The sequence below is a fragment of the Paenibacillus taichungensis genome (assembly GCF_050994985.1).
GTDB lineage: Bacteria > Bacillota > Bacilli > Paenibacillales > Paenibacillaceae > Paenibacillus > Paenibacillus taichungensis.
This window is the reverse complement of the sequence record NZ_CP194720.1, coordinates 5,127,681-5,144,137: the sequence shown is the minus strand read 5'-3', so window position 1 is coordinate 5,144,137 and position 16,457 is coordinate 5,127,681. Positions and strand designations below refer to the sequence as shown.

At 46.2% G+C, this 16,457-nt stretch carries 12 protein-coding genes; all 12 read left to right on the top strand.

The window, feature by feature from the left end; all coding sequences use genetic code 11:
- Positions 1 to 42: 42 nt before the first annotated feature.
- The 12 genes from ACR1R9_RS23160 (at position 43) to ACR1R9_RS23105 (ending at position 16,454) form a co-directional block, all read left to right on the top strand.
- Complete coding sequence (locus ACR1R9_RS23160; protein ID WP_433922578.1) at positions 43 to 1,626, top strand: glycosyltransferase family 39 protein; 1,584 nt, start codon at positions 43 to 45, stop codon at positions 1,624 to 1,626.
- 5 nt (positions 1,627 to 1,631) lie between these two features.
- Entirely contained in the window at positions 1,632 to 2,213 is a 582-nt protein-coding gene (locus ACR1R9_RS23155; protein ID WP_433922579.1) for a hypothetical protein, read from the top strand.
- Positions 2,214 to 2,601: 388 nt separating this feature from the next.
- Positions 2,602 to 3,606, top strand: coding sequence for a phosphotransferase enzyme family protein (locus tag ACR1R9_RS23150; RefSeq protein WP_433922580.1), 1,005 nt, complete (start codon positions 2,602 to 2,604; stop codon positions 3,604 to 3,606).
- 210 nt (positions 3,607 to 3,816) lie between these two features.
- On the top strand, positions 3,817 to 4,347 hold the full coding sequence (locus tag ACR1R9_RS23145) for an HAD family hydrolase (protein WP_076291655.1): 531 nt from the start codon (positions 3,817 to 3,819) through the stop codon (positions 4,345 to 4,347).
- A gap of 100 nt (positions 4,348 to 4,447) precedes the next feature.
- A complete protein-coding gene (locus ACR1R9_RS23140; protein WP_433922581.1) occupies positions 4,448 to 5,623 on the top strand; it encodes a GntR family transcriptional regulator in 1,176 nt (391 codons plus the stop codon).
- 398 nt (positions 5,624 to 6,021) lie between these two features.
- Positions 6,022 to 7,509 (top strand): Vps62-related protein, encoded by a 1,488-nt coding sequence (locus ACR1R9_RS23135; RefSeq protein WP_433922582.1) that lies wholly within the window; start codon positions 6,022 to 6,024, stop codon positions 7,507 to 7,509.
- Between the two features lie 107 nt (positions 7,510 to 7,616).
- Positions 7,617 to 9,731, top strand: a complete 2,115-nt coding sequence (locus ACR1R9_RS23130; RefSeq protein ID WP_076291657.1) for a DUF5054 domain-containing protein — start codon at positions 7,617 to 7,619, stop codon at positions 9,729 to 9,731.
- A gap of 517 nt (positions 9,732 to 10,248) precedes the next feature.
- Entirely contained in the window at positions 10,249 to 12,093 is a 1,845-nt protein-coding gene (locus tag ACR1R9_RS23125) for an ABC transporter substrate-binding protein (protein WP_310854888.1), read from the top strand.
- 95 nt (positions 12,094 to 12,188) lie between these two features.
- Positions 12,189 to 13,187, top strand: coding sequence for an ABC transporter permease (locus ACR1R9_RS23120; RefSeq protein ID WP_024631276.1), 999 nt, complete (start codon positions 12,189 to 12,191; stop codon positions 13,185 to 13,187).
- Positions 13,187 to 14,335, top strand: a complete 1,149-nt coding sequence (locus tag ACR1R9_RS23115) for an ABC transporter permease (RefSeq protein WP_240343068.1) — start codon at positions 13,187 to 13,189, stop codon at positions 14,333 to 14,335. Before ACR1R9_RS23120 ends, ACR1R9_RS23115 begins: the two co-directional genes overlap by 1 nt.
- Positions 14,336 to 14,367: 32 nt before the next feature.
- Entirely contained in the window at positions 14,368 to 15,408 is a 1,041-nt protein-coding gene (locus tag ACR1R9_RS23110; protein WP_433922583.1) for an ABC transporter ATP-binding protein, read from the top strand.
- Positions 15,408 to 16,454 carry an ABC transporter ATP-binding protein gene (locus ACR1R9_RS23105; RefSeq protein WP_433922584.1) on the top strand — a complete coding sequence of 349 codons (1,047 nt, stop codon included), beginning with the start codon at positions 15,408 to 15,410 and terminating at the stop codon, positions 16,452 to 16,454. Before ACR1R9_RS23110 ends, ACR1R9_RS23105 begins: the two co-directional genes overlap by 1 nt.
- Positions 16,455 to 16,457 lie beyond the last annotated feature (3 nt).

Genomic DNA, 16,457 nt, shown 5'->3' with positions numbered 1-16,457 from the left:
TTATACTATTCCCGAATCCTGTACTGGAAAAGGAGTTTTGGCATGTCTAAGGTGATCCATAAGTCGCTTTATCTCATTCTGCTTGTTTTTGTCGGCGTGTTTATCGTTTCATCCCTGTTTGTCCGGGCGCAGTACAACTACACCTTGTATGGGGATAATCCGATTCTGGATACGCAGCAGTGGAGTATTTTTATCCCGGTGATTGCTTTGCTTCTAGGATCGGGTGTCGTGTTATACCGCCTTTGCCTGAAGCTGAACCAATACAGTCCAAAGGTTGTCATTCCGGTGGTGCTGCTATGTTCTCTGGCCATTCAAATTATAATTATCTTCGTGTTTCCACGAGTGCCTACGGATGATTCACAGACCGTGCTTTCACTCGCGATGAACATGCTTTACGATCAGGATTATTCCTCGTTCGAAACGGGTGGATATCTGCACATGTTCCCGTTCAACTTTTCTACCGTTTTGTACCTAAAGACATTGCTGTACCTGTTCCCGGATAATTATCTGGTAATCAAGCTGTTCAATATTTTGTTTGCAACGGTAACGACATTAATGATTTATCTCATTTATAAACAGTTAAATCATAAGTCCGAAGAACGTGATTACGGGGTTCTAATCTTTGCAGCCACGTATCTTCCAACTCTGTTCCTGAACAACCTGATCTATAACGATGTAATTGCTACGGCATTTCTGACGTCTTGTTTATACTTTTTGATTCGGTTTATACGTGAAAAGTCTTGGCAGACGATCGTCACTGCCGCCATTTTGCTCGCGATTGGCAACTACTTCCGAAGTATTGGCGTAATTGTCCTGATTGCTGCTATATTAACCATCCTGCTGAATATGCGAAGTATTGGATTCAAGAAAATGATTGTCTCCATTTTCTTACTGGCTATGTTGTTTAACGTCCCAGGGTGGACTCAGAATGCGGTCTTGAAATCTTCAGGTGCTGTAAGTGAGCCTGTTGGAGAAAATTCAGCACCGGTCTATATGTGGTTGAACATGGGTATTAATTTGGAACGATTCGGCTTCTGGGACAACATGGAGAGCTACCAGATTTATCAAAGAGAAGCCAACTATAATAAAGCTGAAAGTACAGCACTGTACAAACAGGAGATTGAACGCAAGCTGTCGGAAGCTAGCTTAAGTGACTTGGCCCAGATGTATTACAAAAAGATCATTTGGACCTGGACCGAAGGGACCTACCAAATGGATCGATATGGCATCGGCAACGAAAGCTCCTCGGGTATGGGAGGAGGAAGAGATGGCGGAATTGCGGGCTCCTACAGTTATACCAATGCGGTAACAGACTTATTCAAGGGAGATTCCGTCTACCGGACGGGGGTGCTTTGGATCGTTTATGTGATGAATTTCATGATGTACTGTTTTATTTTCATTCGTTTGGTCGGTGCAATTCGTGGAAAGCGGTATGAGGAAGTCTCTTTGATTCTCATTATTCTCGGATTTATCGGGTTCTATATTCTGTGGGAGATTAAATCGAGGTATATCTACCCCGTATATCCTCTGCTGATTGTATTGTCGTACATGGGATTTAAAGATGCGTATAATTTCATGTTTCATAGAAAACTTGGCTGGGAACGTCCTTCCCTGAGAAAAGGGTGATCCGTATGCGAAAAAATGGTTATCTCATATCGGCTATGCTCTTGCTGCTGACCTGCTCAGTTTTAATCTCTGCTTGTGATGTTATTACTGCCCAGAACATTACGAATACCGGTTCTGCACAAGGCATGAACGGTGGCGGAATGATGAATGGCGGTGGTCCGGGCATGAATGGAGGAGCACAAAGGGGCGGAGGGCAAGGGATGAATGGCAGAACAGGCGGTCAGGACGATATGCGGGGGATGATGAATGCCGATCTTACAGGCAAAGTGATCTCTGCCACAGGGAGTACCGTCACGATCTCGTTGCTTGAGGTGGAGGATAACTCATCCACAGGCTCGACTAATGGAAATGGAAGACAACCTGGCGCCTCCAGAGGCGGAAGCATGGAAATGAAAGATACGGGCATTGAACTGAAGTTGGACATCAGTGAGGATGCGGATATCACGGAAGGCATGGGTGCCCCAGGCAACAACCAAAATGCTAATTCATCCCTTCAGGTGTCTGACCTGAAAGAGGGAGATGTCGTTATGGTTTGGTATAAGGAGAATACCGAGACCGTAGAACGAATGGTTGTTACACAGTCTTGATATTCATTGCCTATCATCACTTGATGGAGTATTATGGAAATAACTTGTTTTTCGGAAGGAGTGAGCGTCATGAAACGACGGGCTAAGATGATGCAAAGCGTTACTACAACAATTAAGGTGATTACGAACTGAATAGATCCGGCAGAGCAACGGACACATGGCGAAGCATTTGGAGCCTGCTAATGTGACGATCTGAAGTCTGCCGACATATAGGGATATAACTGCTCATTTTTCCTGGTATGCACGAGGTTTATTTGCTTATGCAAGTAAACCCGTGTATCCAGAATTTTTAAAGCCGCAGGCATAGCCTGCGGCTTTTTGCGCGCAAAAATAGGATTCGGAACGCTTAAAGCGTTCTATATTAAACGACCACTAAGGAGATATGCCCATGTTAAAACTTAAATATTTATTCCACAATAACGATCTCGCCGAGATGATTTTGAAAAACTGGAGTTACGATCCGGAGTCACTGGACATGTTCCAGTATTATCGTATATCCTCCAATGCCGTGTACCCGTTCCGGGATCAAGGAAAGGTTCACTTACTTCGTTTTGCCCCTGTAGAGGAGAAAAATCAAACCAATCTTGCAGCGGAGCTGGAGTTCCTGACCTATCTTAAACTAAACCAATATGGTGCCATGGAAGCTGTACCTTCTCATGCGGGAAAAGAGCTGGTAGAGGCTCATACGCCTTGGGGAACGTATTATGCCTCCGTATTCAAACGAGTTCCTGGTAACCAGATGGGCAGTATCGATATAAATGACCAGATCGTGTACAGCTTGGGTGAGGCATTGGGTAAGCTGCATCGTTTATCTCGTGAATACACACCCAAACAGGCAAAACGCTGGACGTATACCGATGTACTGGATTGGATGAAGGACGTTCTGGGGGAGTTCCCTGGCGAGAATGCGGCGCTCAATGAGGTAGAAGTTCTCCGGAATTATTTTGCAAATTGGCCCGTTACACAGCAGAACTTCGGGTTAATTCATTATGATTTTGAACTGGATAATGTCTTCTATGACGAGGAGAGTCATTCCTGTTACGCCATTGACTTCGATGACGCCATGTACCACTGGTACGCAATGGATGTGGAGCAGACTCTGGATAGTTTACGGGATGAAATTCAGCCGGATGAATGGGAGCAGAAGAAGCGAATATTCTTGAAAGGGTACTGGAAGGAAGCAGGAGATGCCTATGATATGGAGTCGATGTTTCCGGCATGTCGTCGTTTTGCCAATCTGTACGGTTACGTACGTGTGCTTCGATCTGGGGCAGAACAATGGGCAAATGAGCCGGAGTGGATGAGTGGATTAAGAGCAAGGCTGGATAAAGCGATGACAGTGAAAGCAAAGCAGTTTGGTCAGCAGCAGCCCCTCCAACTACCGGCTAAATGATCCTCATTACATTATCAGCAAAGATGATTGAGCTTAAATCAGGCCTCTGCATAAGCGCAACGAAATAATGATTGATTTTTTATTCATCTCCATTGTAACATTAGATTAAGCGCTATACCTTTTATTAAAACATCAATGTTGGATTACATGGTCAAGTGGAAACCGGCAATTCGTTTCACCAATTGAATGAAGAGGACGGTCATAACGAACATGGACGACAAAAAGTTAATTATCTTTTTTGACAGCGGCGATACCATTGTTGATGAATCGACCGAGATTCGGGACGAAGAGGGAATTGTTCTGAGTGCGGATTTGATTCCGGGTGCGGATATCACGATTCAGAAGCTTCATGAAAGAGGGTACACGCTGGCCCTGGTTGCTGACGGCGATGCACAATCCTTCAAGAACGTATTTAAGCAGCATGGACTTCATGATTATTTTAGCGCAATGATTATTTCGGAAAATATTAAAGCCAGCAAGCCAAGCCCGCGGATGTTTAAGGCAGCAATTGGTGCCCTTGATTTGTCCGAAGGGGATTTTTCAAGAACAGTGATGATTGGCAATAACCTGAGTCGTGATATGAAGGGAGCCAATGCACTTGGCATCACCAGCATCTTTCAGAGTTGGACGCCGCGTTATCCCCATGAGCCGGTGGATGAGACAGAACGTCCGACTCACACAGTCGGTGAACCGCTGGAGCTGCTTGAACTTATTGAACGGCTAAATGCCGAAGTCAAATAAATAAAATGTTTGCTTGTATGCCCGTGAGCAGAAGGATAGAATGTCATTCAACCTTCTGCTCACGGGCTATTTTTACTTTTTTACATGAGAAAATGATAGAATGATCGTAAAATCCGGAACTGGGGTAGGTGTTCACATGGAGGAACCACATCGGAAGCCGTTGTTGTACTTGCAAACTGCCGATCTGGTGATGGAAGAAATCCGTAACCGGAAATTGCAGCCACATGATCCCGTGCCATCAGAAGGTGAGCTCGCCAAACTGTATTCTGTCAGCCGTATGACAGCCAAGCTTGCACTGCAAATTTTGGAGAAACAAGGCATTGTCTATCGGTTGGCGCGGCGGGGGACATTTGTGTCGGGTGATTATTTGGGCGGCCCGGGTAAGGAGTCATTATCGGGGAATGTAACTACAGACAAGAAGCTTATGAAGCGAAAAATTGCTCTGGTGTTCCCCAATATGGATGATTATGTAGCCAGAATTATAGCATCCGTTGAGCAGGAAGCACGTAAATCCGGGTGCCAGCTGCTCATTCGGATCACTACGGATAAAGAGGATGAGAGTTTCTGCCTACAAGAATTGTACGAGGAAGGACTCGATGGAATTATTCTGTTTCCAAGGGGACGAACACGCTGCAGTGAAAAGGTGTTGGAGCTTAATCTACTGAATTATCCATTGGTGATCATCGATCGAATCTTTCGTGAGGTCAATATTGATTGTGTGTATCATGACCATTATCAGGGAGCCTACAACTTGACGGAATATTTGATCAATAGAGGACATCGGGAAATTGGGTATATCTCTATGCCGTTTGATGGAGTGACGAGCCGCGAGGACCGCTATAAAGGCTATGTACAGGCCATGCTGGACTATGCACTTCCCGTCAACGGTCGTAATATTTGCCTGGATTGCGCAGAGGATTACATGCTCAACCTGAATGGAGCGAATCTGCAACTCAAGGATTTCATTCAAAGTAATCCCGCAATGACAGCCGTAGTTTGTGCGGATGATTATATCGCGACTTCTTGTTTGTACACGGCCTTATCCATCCACAAGCAGGTACCCGAGGAACTGTCCATCATTGGTTTTTCCGACATCCAGTTGGCGAGTCTACTGCCCGTGCCACTGACTACGGCAAGGCAAACCACAGAGAAGCTTGGACAGGCAGCAGTGAATTTGCTGTGCAAACGTATGGAGAATTCCCGAGAAGGTGCGTTATCCATCAAGGTAAACACAACCATCATCGAACGAAGCTCCGTACGTAATCTTAATCAATAAATGTCGATCTGGTTCCGCGTTATTTAAGCCAATTCAAGCCTTCCTTATCTCGTTTTAATGATAAGGAAGGTTTTTATATGTCAGTGACATACGATGGTTGTTATCCAATTCAAACTCAATAATACACAATTTGTTATGTATCTCACCGTTTCATGCAAAAATATTGTAAATAATAGTAGTTATATGAATTTTATTTGGAGAAAAATTTACATTTATATCATTGTATATGTCAATGACATATATTAGTGTGAAGGTATGCCACATATCTTTCAAGGATGAAGGGAGGATTTTCCGGAAAGCGCTACCATACATCCTGGGAAATGACCTGCAGAGCCAAAAGAAATGAACGTACGAACGTTGGCAATAAACGAAATCATTATTCGAAGAGGAGCCCGAATATGACAATCAAATCCTTGCTTGCAGCTTCGTTCTTGGCAGTATCTCTTTTCTTTCCACTGGCGCAGCCCGCGCAGGCGGCAGAGGACAATGCCGTAACGGTTTACCAGGATGGAGATTTTGGAGGCAGCTCCCAACCGTTTGGGGTTGGCCAGTTCAATGTGAATCAGCTTAATGTGGTTGGTAACGACAAAATATCTTCGGTAAAGGTAGCTCCGGGATATCGATTGACCCTGTATCGTGACAAGGATTTCTCGGGTGACACCAAAACGCTGACCGGCGATGCGGGATGGCTTGATGATTTTAACGACGCGACCTCCAGTCTGAAAGTAGAGAAGATCGGAGGCCCCAATAAACCAGTTATCGCATACTCCAATTCACCTTATGGAGGTTTTGAGCAGCAGTTTGATATTGGCAGCTATAATGTGGATGAACTGAAGGCTGGAGTAGGCAATGATGCCATCTCTGCACTTCGGATAGCCCCAGGGTATAAGGTCACTTTGTACAAAGACTACAATTTCGCTGGATACTCCAAGGTTCTGACTGCAGATGCGATCTATGTTGGCGGGGATATCAATGATTCGGTTTCTAGCTTGAAGGTTGAAGCCATCTCGCCGCTCGACACCACCTCGGTTGCCGTTCCGGGTAACGATTACAGTGACACAGCCAAGCGTGAAATATTGCAAACCTTTGCTCCTAAAATCTGGTTTGCCCAAGGCGAAGTTTATTTTCCATCCTCGGTAGAACACACCCTGCCTTATGTGGATCGTTATGTGAATCCAGGTTCAGGCTTATATGAATTCAAGACCAAAACGGAGTTGAATCCATATACCCTGAAACTACCGTATTTTACGGGCGATCTGGCTAATGCACCAATCTATGCGTTTTGGGTGGAGAAGGAGTATAACAATGTCGATCTGGTATATTTCCAGTTCAGTCCCTATGATCTCGGGAAAACAGTGTTTGGCACGGAAGTGGGAGATCATGTCGGAGATTGGGAGCGGGTCACGGTCAGATTGGCCAAGTTCACTGATCAGAACAGTAACTATGTGAAGCCGGTTCAAGTTTACTATGGCGCGCATTCTTTCGGTACAACCTACTCTTGGGGTGAAGTGGACAAAGTAAACAATACACATCCTGTCGCTTATTCAGCGTTTGGTTCCCATGGGATGTGGAAAGATCCTGGCAATCATGTCTATCAGGAAATCGTCGTGACCCAATTGATTGATGTGACGAATCAGGGAACGGCATGGGATACCTGGAACAATATCCAGGCTTTTCAGTATTATCCGAATACTCGAACAGGCAATGGCCTGGGAAATGCTTGGCCATCATGGCTGGACAGGGATTACAGTAATCCGAACAGCTTGTCTGTCTATAAATTTGGAAATCCGTCCCAAGGCTCCTTCTTTGGTCAACCTTTGCTTGCAGGAGGACCAACAGGACCGCAGGAAAAAGGCGCATTAACGAATGATGTTATTTTAGATTAGGCGATGATTAACGAGGGGACTCGCTTTCACATGAAGCGGGTCTCCAATGCTTATTGTTCAAGTAAACAGTACTAACTGTGAATCTAACAACGGAGGCTCAGACAACGATGACTAACCGTAAAAAAGTACATGTTGTTTTTAAAACTCACCTGGATATCGGATTTACGCATTTGGCGGAAAACGTCGTAAAACAGTACATGGAAGAGTATGTACCCAAAGCTATCGCTTTGTCCGCGCAGTTGGAAGCAGAGGGAGGGCGAGAGCAATTCATATGGACCACGGGTTCCTGGCTGATCCGTCATTATCTGAATCATGCGTCCGAAGAGGGTAAACAGGCCATGGAACAGGCGATCCGCAAAGGTCATATCGTATGGCATGGATTACCGTTCACAACGCATACCGAACTGATGGACCCCTCATTATTTCGCTACGGATTGTCCATCGGATTGGACCTGGATAAACAATTTGGCAAAACGACCATTGCAGCAAAAATGACGGATGTACCCGGGCATACCCTGTCCATGGTGCCTTTGATGAGTGAAGCGGGTCTCCGGTATATGCATCTTGGAGTTAATCCAGCTTCCATGCGTCCGGATGTGCCTAAACTGTTCAGATGGCAGGCAGCGGATGGCAGTGAGATCATTGTCAATTATGCGGACACCTACGGAGAGGCAGTCGAAATTGAAGGTATCGATCATATCTTGTTGTTTGCCCATACGGGCGACAATTGCGGACCGCCAAGCGCAGAAGAGATTCGTGAACAATTTCAGCATATCCAGGAAAGATACCCCGATGCAGAGATTATGGCTTCGTCTCTTGATGCATTTGCAGTGCACCTTGATCAGGTGCGGGACCAATTGCCTGTTGTACGTGAAGAGCTCGGGGATACTTGGATTCACGGAGGCGGTACCGACCCGCTTAAAATAGCCCGATTCCGCCAGTTGCAGCGGTTAAGAGACAAGTGGCTGACCGAAGGCCGGATCGATTCGGCAAGCGCAGAATATAAAGGCATGAGTGATGCCATGTTGCTGGTTGTGGAGCATACGTGGGGACTTGATGTGAAGAAATGGCTTCCGGATTTCCGGAATTATGCCAAGCCTGACTTCAACCGGGCGCGGGAAATGAACGACGTCGATGTGGAGGATATTCCTGCTAAATTTCAATATATCGGTGCCTTCGCCATGGATGAGTTCGACAGTCATTCCAGCGGACTATTCTCTTCGGAGACGAGCCGTCGTACCTATTCCATGATAGAGAGCTCTTGGGCGGAACAGCGGGGATATTTGGACACGGCTGTGGCGTGCCTGAGTGAAGACAAGCAGAAGGAAGCGCTGCAAGCTTTTGAACAACTAAATCCAGTTAAAAGTGTTTCTTCCGACATCGTATCTGCGGCAAGTCATCAAGTTTATAGCAGTGGCGGATACCAGCTGGCCTTCAATAACAATGGTGCACTGATTCAGCTGACGGACGAGATGGAAAAGAATTGGGTGGACGCGAAGCATCCGTTCGGAGCCTATGCCTATGAAACCTTTGGGACGGAGGATTACGCCAGGTATTTCCGTACCTATATGCAGAACCTGCCTGTGACACATCCTTGGGCGGATGCCGACTTCAGCAAACCTGGCTTTGAATTTGTGCGCCCGCTGCCAAGCCATCAGGTGTACTTGCCAATCGTGACCGATATGCACAAGTCAGGCAATGCTCATGGCGATACGTATTGGTTCCGGTTGTCCATGCCAGCAGAAAGTCATGAATTGTACGGAGCACCCAAGGAACTGGAACTGGTATATACGTTTTCACAGGCAGGAGTGGTAGAGGTTAGCTTGCAATGGTTTGGAAAAGAAGCGAATCGTCTTCCAGAGGCAAGTTGGTTAGGATGCGGACTTAAGGTGGATAACCCCAATCTGTGGATGATGGACAAGCTTGGAGGACGAATCTCTCCGTTGAATGTTGTAAAAGACGGCAACCGCAATCTGCATGCTGTAGACAAGGGAGTATTCTATGAAGGCACAGATGGTCAGGCCTCTATTGAAGCATTGGATTCCGCTTTGGTCGCACCTGGACAGAGAAGGCTACTGCAATTCGACAATTCGTTTGTTTCGCTTGAATCTGGATGGCAGTTTAATCTGCATAACAATATTTGGGGCACCAATTTCCCAATGTGGTACGGCGAGGATGCCAAATTCCGCTTTCGACTAAATACAGCTGCAAATCGCAAATAAGAGAAATTGATGTTGAATTTTACCAAAAATTGATGATCGCATAATAATCCTAGTACAATTGGAACCTATACTTGGATTTGTGAGTAAGGGCTGTTTGAGCAGACTTGGACTGTTCGGAACTGTTTCTGAAATGAATTTAAAAAAAACAGAATTTTTTTGTAAAATCCCTATTGCTTGAACGTAGTCATCCATGTATTATATACAAATAAAGCGTTTACATTTTCTTATATGTCAATTAAACCGGTTTAATTCTATGAGATGTTTTCCCGATTGAGAACCTCTGTTACATAAAAATTAAACCGGTTTAATTGTATCTACATATGTACATAAAGGGTTTATTTCGTTAGGGAGGTGAGCGCCAACCAGAGCATATTTAGGCAAGTTAATGGCAAATCCAAACGTGGAGGGGTTTAGCTTGAAAAGGAAAAGCAACTTGTTAATTGTTCTTGTCCTAATCACGACAATACTAGGGGGATGCTCTGCATCTTCTTCTAACAACGAAAATGAGGAATCAACAGTGAAAGAACCTGTTGTTACGGACAACAGTGCCAAAGAAGCCCCGATGCTGGCAAAGCTTGTCGATGAAGGTAAATTGCCTGCCCTGGCTGAGCGCCTACCAGCTTCCAAAGACATTATGGTTGAAGAGGTCGTCGAGGAAATCGGGCAATATGGCGGAGATTGGAACATGCCTTGGACTGGTGTTCCTGATAAGTGGGGGATAGGCCAACCGACAGAGGAAGCGCTGTTTCGTTTCAACAAGGAAGGAAACAAGGTTGAGCCAAACGTAGCCAAGAGCTATGAAGTGAATGATGATTCCACCGTGTTCACCATCCATTTGCGAGAAGGCATGAAATGGTCCGACGGTGTTCCTTTCACAGCGGATGATGTTCTCTTTTATTGGGAGCATATGTTGACCAAAGAGACCTTTGGCAAAAAGATCTATGACGCTTATTATTCCGTTGACCCTGTTACCGGGGATAGAGCGTTGGCTGAAGTGAAGAAGGTGGATGACTACACGTTTACCGTAACTCACAAATATCCAAGTGTGCTCTTCCTAGAACGTGTGGCCATTGATAACAAGTGGTTCTTCGCTCCTGCACACTTTCACAAAACCATTCTTCCCGAGTTCGTAGGGGATGCCAAAACATTGGAGATTACGAAGCAATGGGGTTATGAAGATCCCAAAGTATTCTTGATGGAAACCGGGTATACGGATTGGCTGCACTACCAGATTCCTACACTTCGGGCTTGGGTGCCAACCAATGATCCTAACGGCGATCAGTTTGTCATGGAGCGCAACCCGTACTACTGGAAAACAGATAAAGAAGGCAAACAGCTTCCGTATATTGACCGGATTGTAGCGACTAAGATTCAAGATCCGAGCCAAAAGGTCCTTGGAACGCTTGCCGGTGATTACAACCTGGTGATCTTTGATTCCAAAGACTTCACGGTACTGAAAGAGAATGAGAAAAAAGGTGACTACCGTATCATCCCTTGGACACAACCAGCTTGGTCCAGCGCGGGAGTACAGTTAAACCAGACTACGGAAGATCCGAATCTCCGCAAACTCTTCCAGGACATCAAGTTCAGGGAAGCACTCTCCATTGGGGTGGATCGTAACCAGGTGTCTGAGATTGTCACCAGTGGACTGGGAGAACCGATTCAAGCTTCCGTACCTGAAGGCGTAATGGGCTATCAGGAAGGATGGGCTCAGCAATGGGCGGAATACGATCCTGAACGCGCTAACCAAATTCTTGACGAGTTAGGCTTGAACAAGCGGGATAAAGACAACTTCCGTCTGAACCCTGATGGTTCCGAGTTGACACTCACGGTGATTGAGAGCACGACCGATACAGCACCATTCCTTGAATTGCTTAAGAAATACTACGAGGATATGGGGCTGCGAACGAACCTGAAAGTGGTTGACGGAGGCACTCATTTTGATATGAAATATGCCAACAAGATTCCGATGACTACCGAGAATATTTCCGTCGTCAACGTAGCCTTCAGACCGGATACCATGGTTCCGCTCCGTGTTATCACACCATGGTTCGGCCATTACGGCTTATACAGCCAATCTGGCGGCAAGGAAGGTGTCAAGCCTGAAGGGGATGTTGCTAAAATCCTTGAGTATTGGGAAAAAGTGAAAGCAAGCAAGACACTGGATGAAATCAATCAGTACAGCAATGAGATCGTGAAGCTGCACCAGAAGAATCAGTGGGTCATCGGATATGCGGGACCAACTCCGGTGCTGATTACAGCCTCGAATAAAATTCATAACATCCCTACGGATCTTATCTGGTCCGATGAGTATCGCTCGCTGGGTCAAGGCCATCCGGCACAATTTTTCATCAAGCAATAGCTGGTGAAGCATTTAGGTAAACAATAGTGAGGAGGGGCTTATCCTTGCTATTGTTTCCTTTTGTATCATTCACGCGGTGCAGAGGAGAGGAATAGATGTTTGAATACATTTTAAAACGAATCCTGTTGGCCATTCCTGTTGTTGTTGTGATCTCCTTTATCGTCTTCTACATTATTCAATTGCCACCTGGCGATTACGTATCCTCATACTCGGCCAAGATGTCCGCTTCCGGCGATATCATGACCCAGGCTGAGATGGATGACATGCGGGCGAATCTGGGGCTCGACCGGCCAATCTATGAACAATACTTCGTTTGGGTAAAGAAAATCATTCTGCATGGCGACTTTGGTTTCTCGTTCAACTATAACAAACCGGTGATGGCGGTGATCCAGCAGTATATGGGATTGACTCTGGTCGTCTCGCTGGTGACAATGGCCTTCCATTATATAATCGCGATTCCGGTTGGGATCTACACGGCAGTAAAGCAGTATTCTGCGGGCGATTATTTCTTCTCCGGTCTGAGCTTTATCGGAATGGCAACGCCCAACTTTTTGTTAGCCATTATTCTCATGTTCTTTTCCTATAAGTGGTTCGGTAATCCATTGCTCGGCTTATTCTCCAACGAATACGTGAATGCGCCGTGGTCCATGGACAAGGTAAAAGACTTAATGCAGCATATGGTGATTCCGGTTATTGTTATCGGACTTTCGGGTACTGCGGATCTGATTCGGATCATGCGCGGACAAATGCTCGATGAGTTGAACAAACCGAATGTCATTACAGCCCGTGCCAAGGGCTTATCAGAGATGCAAATCCTGTTCAAGTATCCGACACGTGCAGCCTTGAATCCTATTGTGAGTACCTTTGGCTGGTCACTGTCCTCCATCTTTACCGGCGCTACCATTACAGCAATCGTATTGAACCTGCCGATTCAAGGGCCAGTTATGCATAATGCATTGCTCGGTCAGGACATGTATCTTGCTGGAACCTTTTTATTGATCATGGCTTTGCTGACGGTTCTCGGAACACTGATTTCCGATATTTTGCTGGCTTGGCTTGATCCCAAAATACGTACAGAGTTCAGAGGATCCTAATGATGAGACCACTACCGTTATTTAAAGGTCAAAGGCCGGCAGTCCCAGTTACAGCAGCACCCAAAGATACTGTATACAGCTCGCAGTGGCGGCTGATATATCAGAAATTCAAGAAACATAAGTTGGCCCGGATCAGCATGTACATTCTGGGCGCATTTTACATCATCGCACTGTTCGCACAGTTTATCGCGCCGTATGGGCTGCAAAGCTATGACAGCAAATACGTGAATGCTCCACCAATGGGACTTCGATTCGTTGATGCGGACGGCAAGTTTCACATCAAGCCGTTTGTATATGAATTGAAGAGCGAGCGTGACCCCGAAACATTGCGTAAAATGTTTGTCCCGGATACCGAAAAAAAGCATTTCTTCAAGTTCTTTGTGAAGGGAGAAGAATATAAGTTTCTTGGTCTGATCCCCATGTCGACGCATTTGTTCGCTGTAGATGAGCCAGGGCGGATATTCCTGCTGGGTACGGACGGTATGGGGCGTGACCTGTTCTCCCGGATCGTGCTGGGCAGTCAAATATCACTGAGCATTCCGCTGGTCGGCGTAGGCATTAGCTTTATTCTGGGTTTGATTATTGGAGGCATTTCCGGTTATTTTGGTGGCTGGATTGATTCCATGATACAGCGCATCATCGAAATCATCCGTTCCTTTCCGACGCTGCCGTTGTGGATGGCACTATCCGCTGCAATTCCGCCACGTATACCGGTCGTGACCATGTATTTATACATCGTGATCATCTTCGCTTTTATTGGCTGGACGGATCTGGCACGGGTGGTCAGAGGCAAGTTCATTTCGTTGAAGAATGAAGATTATGTAATCGCTGCAAAGATCGCTGGTGTAGGAGACGCAAAGATTATCGTTAAACACCTGCTGCCAGGATTCATGAGTTATTTAGTCGTGGCGACAACCCTGGCGATTCCGAGCATGATTCTGGGTGAGACAGCTATGAGCTTTCTCGGTCTTGGCGTACGTTCGCCGGCAACCAGTTGGGGTGTGCTGCTTCAGGAGGCGCAAAAAATTGAAAATGTGGCCCTTTATCCTTGGAAGCTCATTCCGCTCGCTTTTGTCATTCTGACTGTATTGACCTATAACTTCATCGGCGATGGCTTGCGCGACGCGGCTGATCCGTACAAAAAATAATTGTCCAAATACTAGGCAAGCGAGGGGATCGCATGGCAACTCAAGCTGTTGATAAGGAGCAACCTTTACTGTCCGTTCAAGACCTGAAGATTCGGATTCAGATGGAAAATGGCGTCATGAATGCCGTGGATGGAGTCGACTTCAATATATACAAAGGCAAAACCCTTGGGCTTGTGGGGGAATCGGGCTGCGGTAAAAGCCTGACAAGTCGATCGATCATCAGCATCAATCCCAAGGAATGTGAAACGAGTGGAACAATCACTTACAATTCCGACTCGGAATCGACTCTCCAAGGTTTGAACCTTTTGTCTCTTAAGCCGACAGGCAAGCAGATCCGCTCCATACGTGGCCGCAAAATCTCGATGATCTTTCAGGAGCCGATGACGGCCTTCTCTCCGATGTATACCATCGGGAATCAAATCATGGAAGCGATTCGAATTCATCAGACGAGGAATAAGAAAGAGGCCAAAAAAATCGCGTTAGAGATGCTAAGCAAAGTCGGGATTTCCGATCAGGCCAAGCGTTTCGATCAATATCCGCATGAATTCTCGGGAGGTATGCGTCAGCGGGCGATGATCTCCATGGCATTGTCCTGTAACCCCGAAATTCTGATTGCGGATGAGCCCACGACGGCGCTCGATGTGACCATTCAGGCTCAGGTATTGGAACTTATGAAAAGTCTGCAGGCGGAATTTGGCATGGCCATTCTGCTGGTGACCCATGATCTGGGTATTATCGCCGAGATGTGTGATGAGGTTGCGGTGATGTATCTCGGGAGAATAGTTGAGCAGGCCCCAATGAGAGAAATCTTCAACAATCCGAAGCATCCCTACACGAAAGGGTTACTTAAATCGATGCCCAGACTGGGAGGAAACAAAAGCAAACGGCTGGATTCCATTGAAGGTTCCGTTCCGATGCCGATCAACATGCCTCCGATGTGCGGATTCTATGATCGCTGCAAGGACAGGATTGAAGGTGTATGTAATCAACAAGCTGTACCGAAAACCGCGATTTCCGACCAGCATATGGTCAGATGTTTCTTGTACGCGGACCAGAGAGAAGGAGAAGCATAATGATCAAACCCATTCTTGAAGTCCTCAACCTGAACAAAAGCTTTCAGGTCAAATCCAAAAAAGCCCTGTTCAAAAAGCCAAAACCCATTCATATTCTGAACGAAATTTCATTTGAACTCCTTGAAGGGGAGACGCTCAGTATTGTCGGGGAATCCGGATGTGGAAAAACGACGCTCGGACGCTGCATCGTCAGAGGTGTGGATGCTTCTTCAGGCAGTGTAGTCTATCATGCGGAAGATGGAAAAGAAGTGAATTACCTAAACTTGAAGGGCAAAGAGATCAAAGCATATCGCAAGGATATCCAGATGATTTTTCAAGATCCGTATTCCTCACTGAGCCCCCGGATGAGCGTATTCGATATTATCGCCGAACCGCTGATTGCGAACTTTAAGCTGAGCAGGGCTGAAGTGGAGACGAAGGTGATGGAAATTGCCGAGAAAACAGGTCTGAATGTGAGTTATCTGAAACGTTACCCACATGCATTTTCGGGGGGACAGCGGCAGCGGATAGCCATTGCACGTGCGCTGATTACACAACCCAGACTGATTGTCTGTGATGAAGCGGTCTCTGCGCTGGATGTATCGATTCAGGCTCAGATTATCAATCTGCTCAAAGATTTGCAGGAGCAATTCAAGATCACGTATATCTTCATCTCGCATGATCTTTCCATCGTACAGAACATTTCCGACCGAGTAGCGGTTATGCATCTGGGCAGAATTGTTGAACTGGCAACAACGGAATCATTGTTCTCGAATCCTCAGCATCCCTATACCGAGGCGCTAATGTCAGCCGTGCCCCAACCGAATCCGGATTTTAAAAAAGAACGAATTATACTGGAGGGGGAAGTACCGAATCCAGCCAATCCGCCAAGCGGCTGTCATTTTCATCCCCGATGCTCGTATAAGACGGATAAATGCATCCAGCACGTTCCTGAACTCCGTGAAGTAGGATATAATCATTTTGCTGCCTGTCATTATGCAGAGCAGCTTCAGCTTCGCGGCGTTCCAATCGAGACTGAGGATGAGATGCAATCCAGGACATCTTAACCA

Excerpts from the sequence above, each read along its gene's own strand:
- ACR1R9_RS23105 (WP_433922584.1), top strand. The coding sequence starts at position 15,408 with ATGATCAAACCCATTCTTGAAGTCCTCAACCTGAACAAAAGCTTTCAG.
- ACR1R9_RS23150 (WP_433922580.1), top strand. The coding sequence starts at position 2,602 with ATGTTAAAACTTAAATATTTATTCCACAATAACGATCTCGCCGAGATG.
- ACR1R9_RS23160 (WP_433922578.1), top strand. The coding sequence starts at position 43 with ATGTCTAAGGTGATCCATAAGTCGCTTTATCTCATTCTGCTTGTTTTT.
- ACR1R9_RS23115 (WP_240343068.1), top strand. The coding sequence starts at position 13,187 with ATGATGAGACCACTACCGTTATTTAAAGGTCAAAGGCCGGCAGTCCCA.
- ACR1R9_RS23110 (WP_433922583.1), top strand. The coding sequence starts at position 14,368 with ATGGCAACTCAAGCTGTTGATAAGGAGCAACCTTTACTGTCCGTTCAA.
- ACR1R9_RS23140 (WP_433922581.1), top strand. The coding sequence starts at position 4,448 with ATGATCGTAAAATCCGGAACTGGGGTAGGTGTTCACATGGAGGAACCA.
- ACR1R9_RS23155 (WP_433922579.1), top strand. The coding sequence starts at position 1,632 with ATGCGAAAAAATGGTTATCTCATATCGGCTATGCTCTTGCTGCTGACC.
- ACR1R9_RS23130 (WP_076291657.1), top strand. The coding sequence starts at position 7,617 with ATGACTAACCGTAAAAAAGTACATGTTGTTTTTAAAACTCACCTGGAT.
- ACR1R9_RS23145 (WP_076291655.1), top strand. The coding sequence starts at position 3,817 with ATGGACGACAAAAAGTTAATTATCTTTTTTGACAGCGGCGATACCATT.
- ACR1R9_RS23120 (WP_024631276.1), top strand. The coding sequence starts at position 12,189 with ATGTTTGAATACATTTTAAAACGAATCCTGTTGGCCATTCCTGTTGTT.
- ACR1R9_RS23135 (WP_433922582.1), top strand. The coding sequence starts at position 6,022 with ATGACAATCAAATCCTTGCTTGCAGCTTCGTTCTTGGCAGTATCTCTT.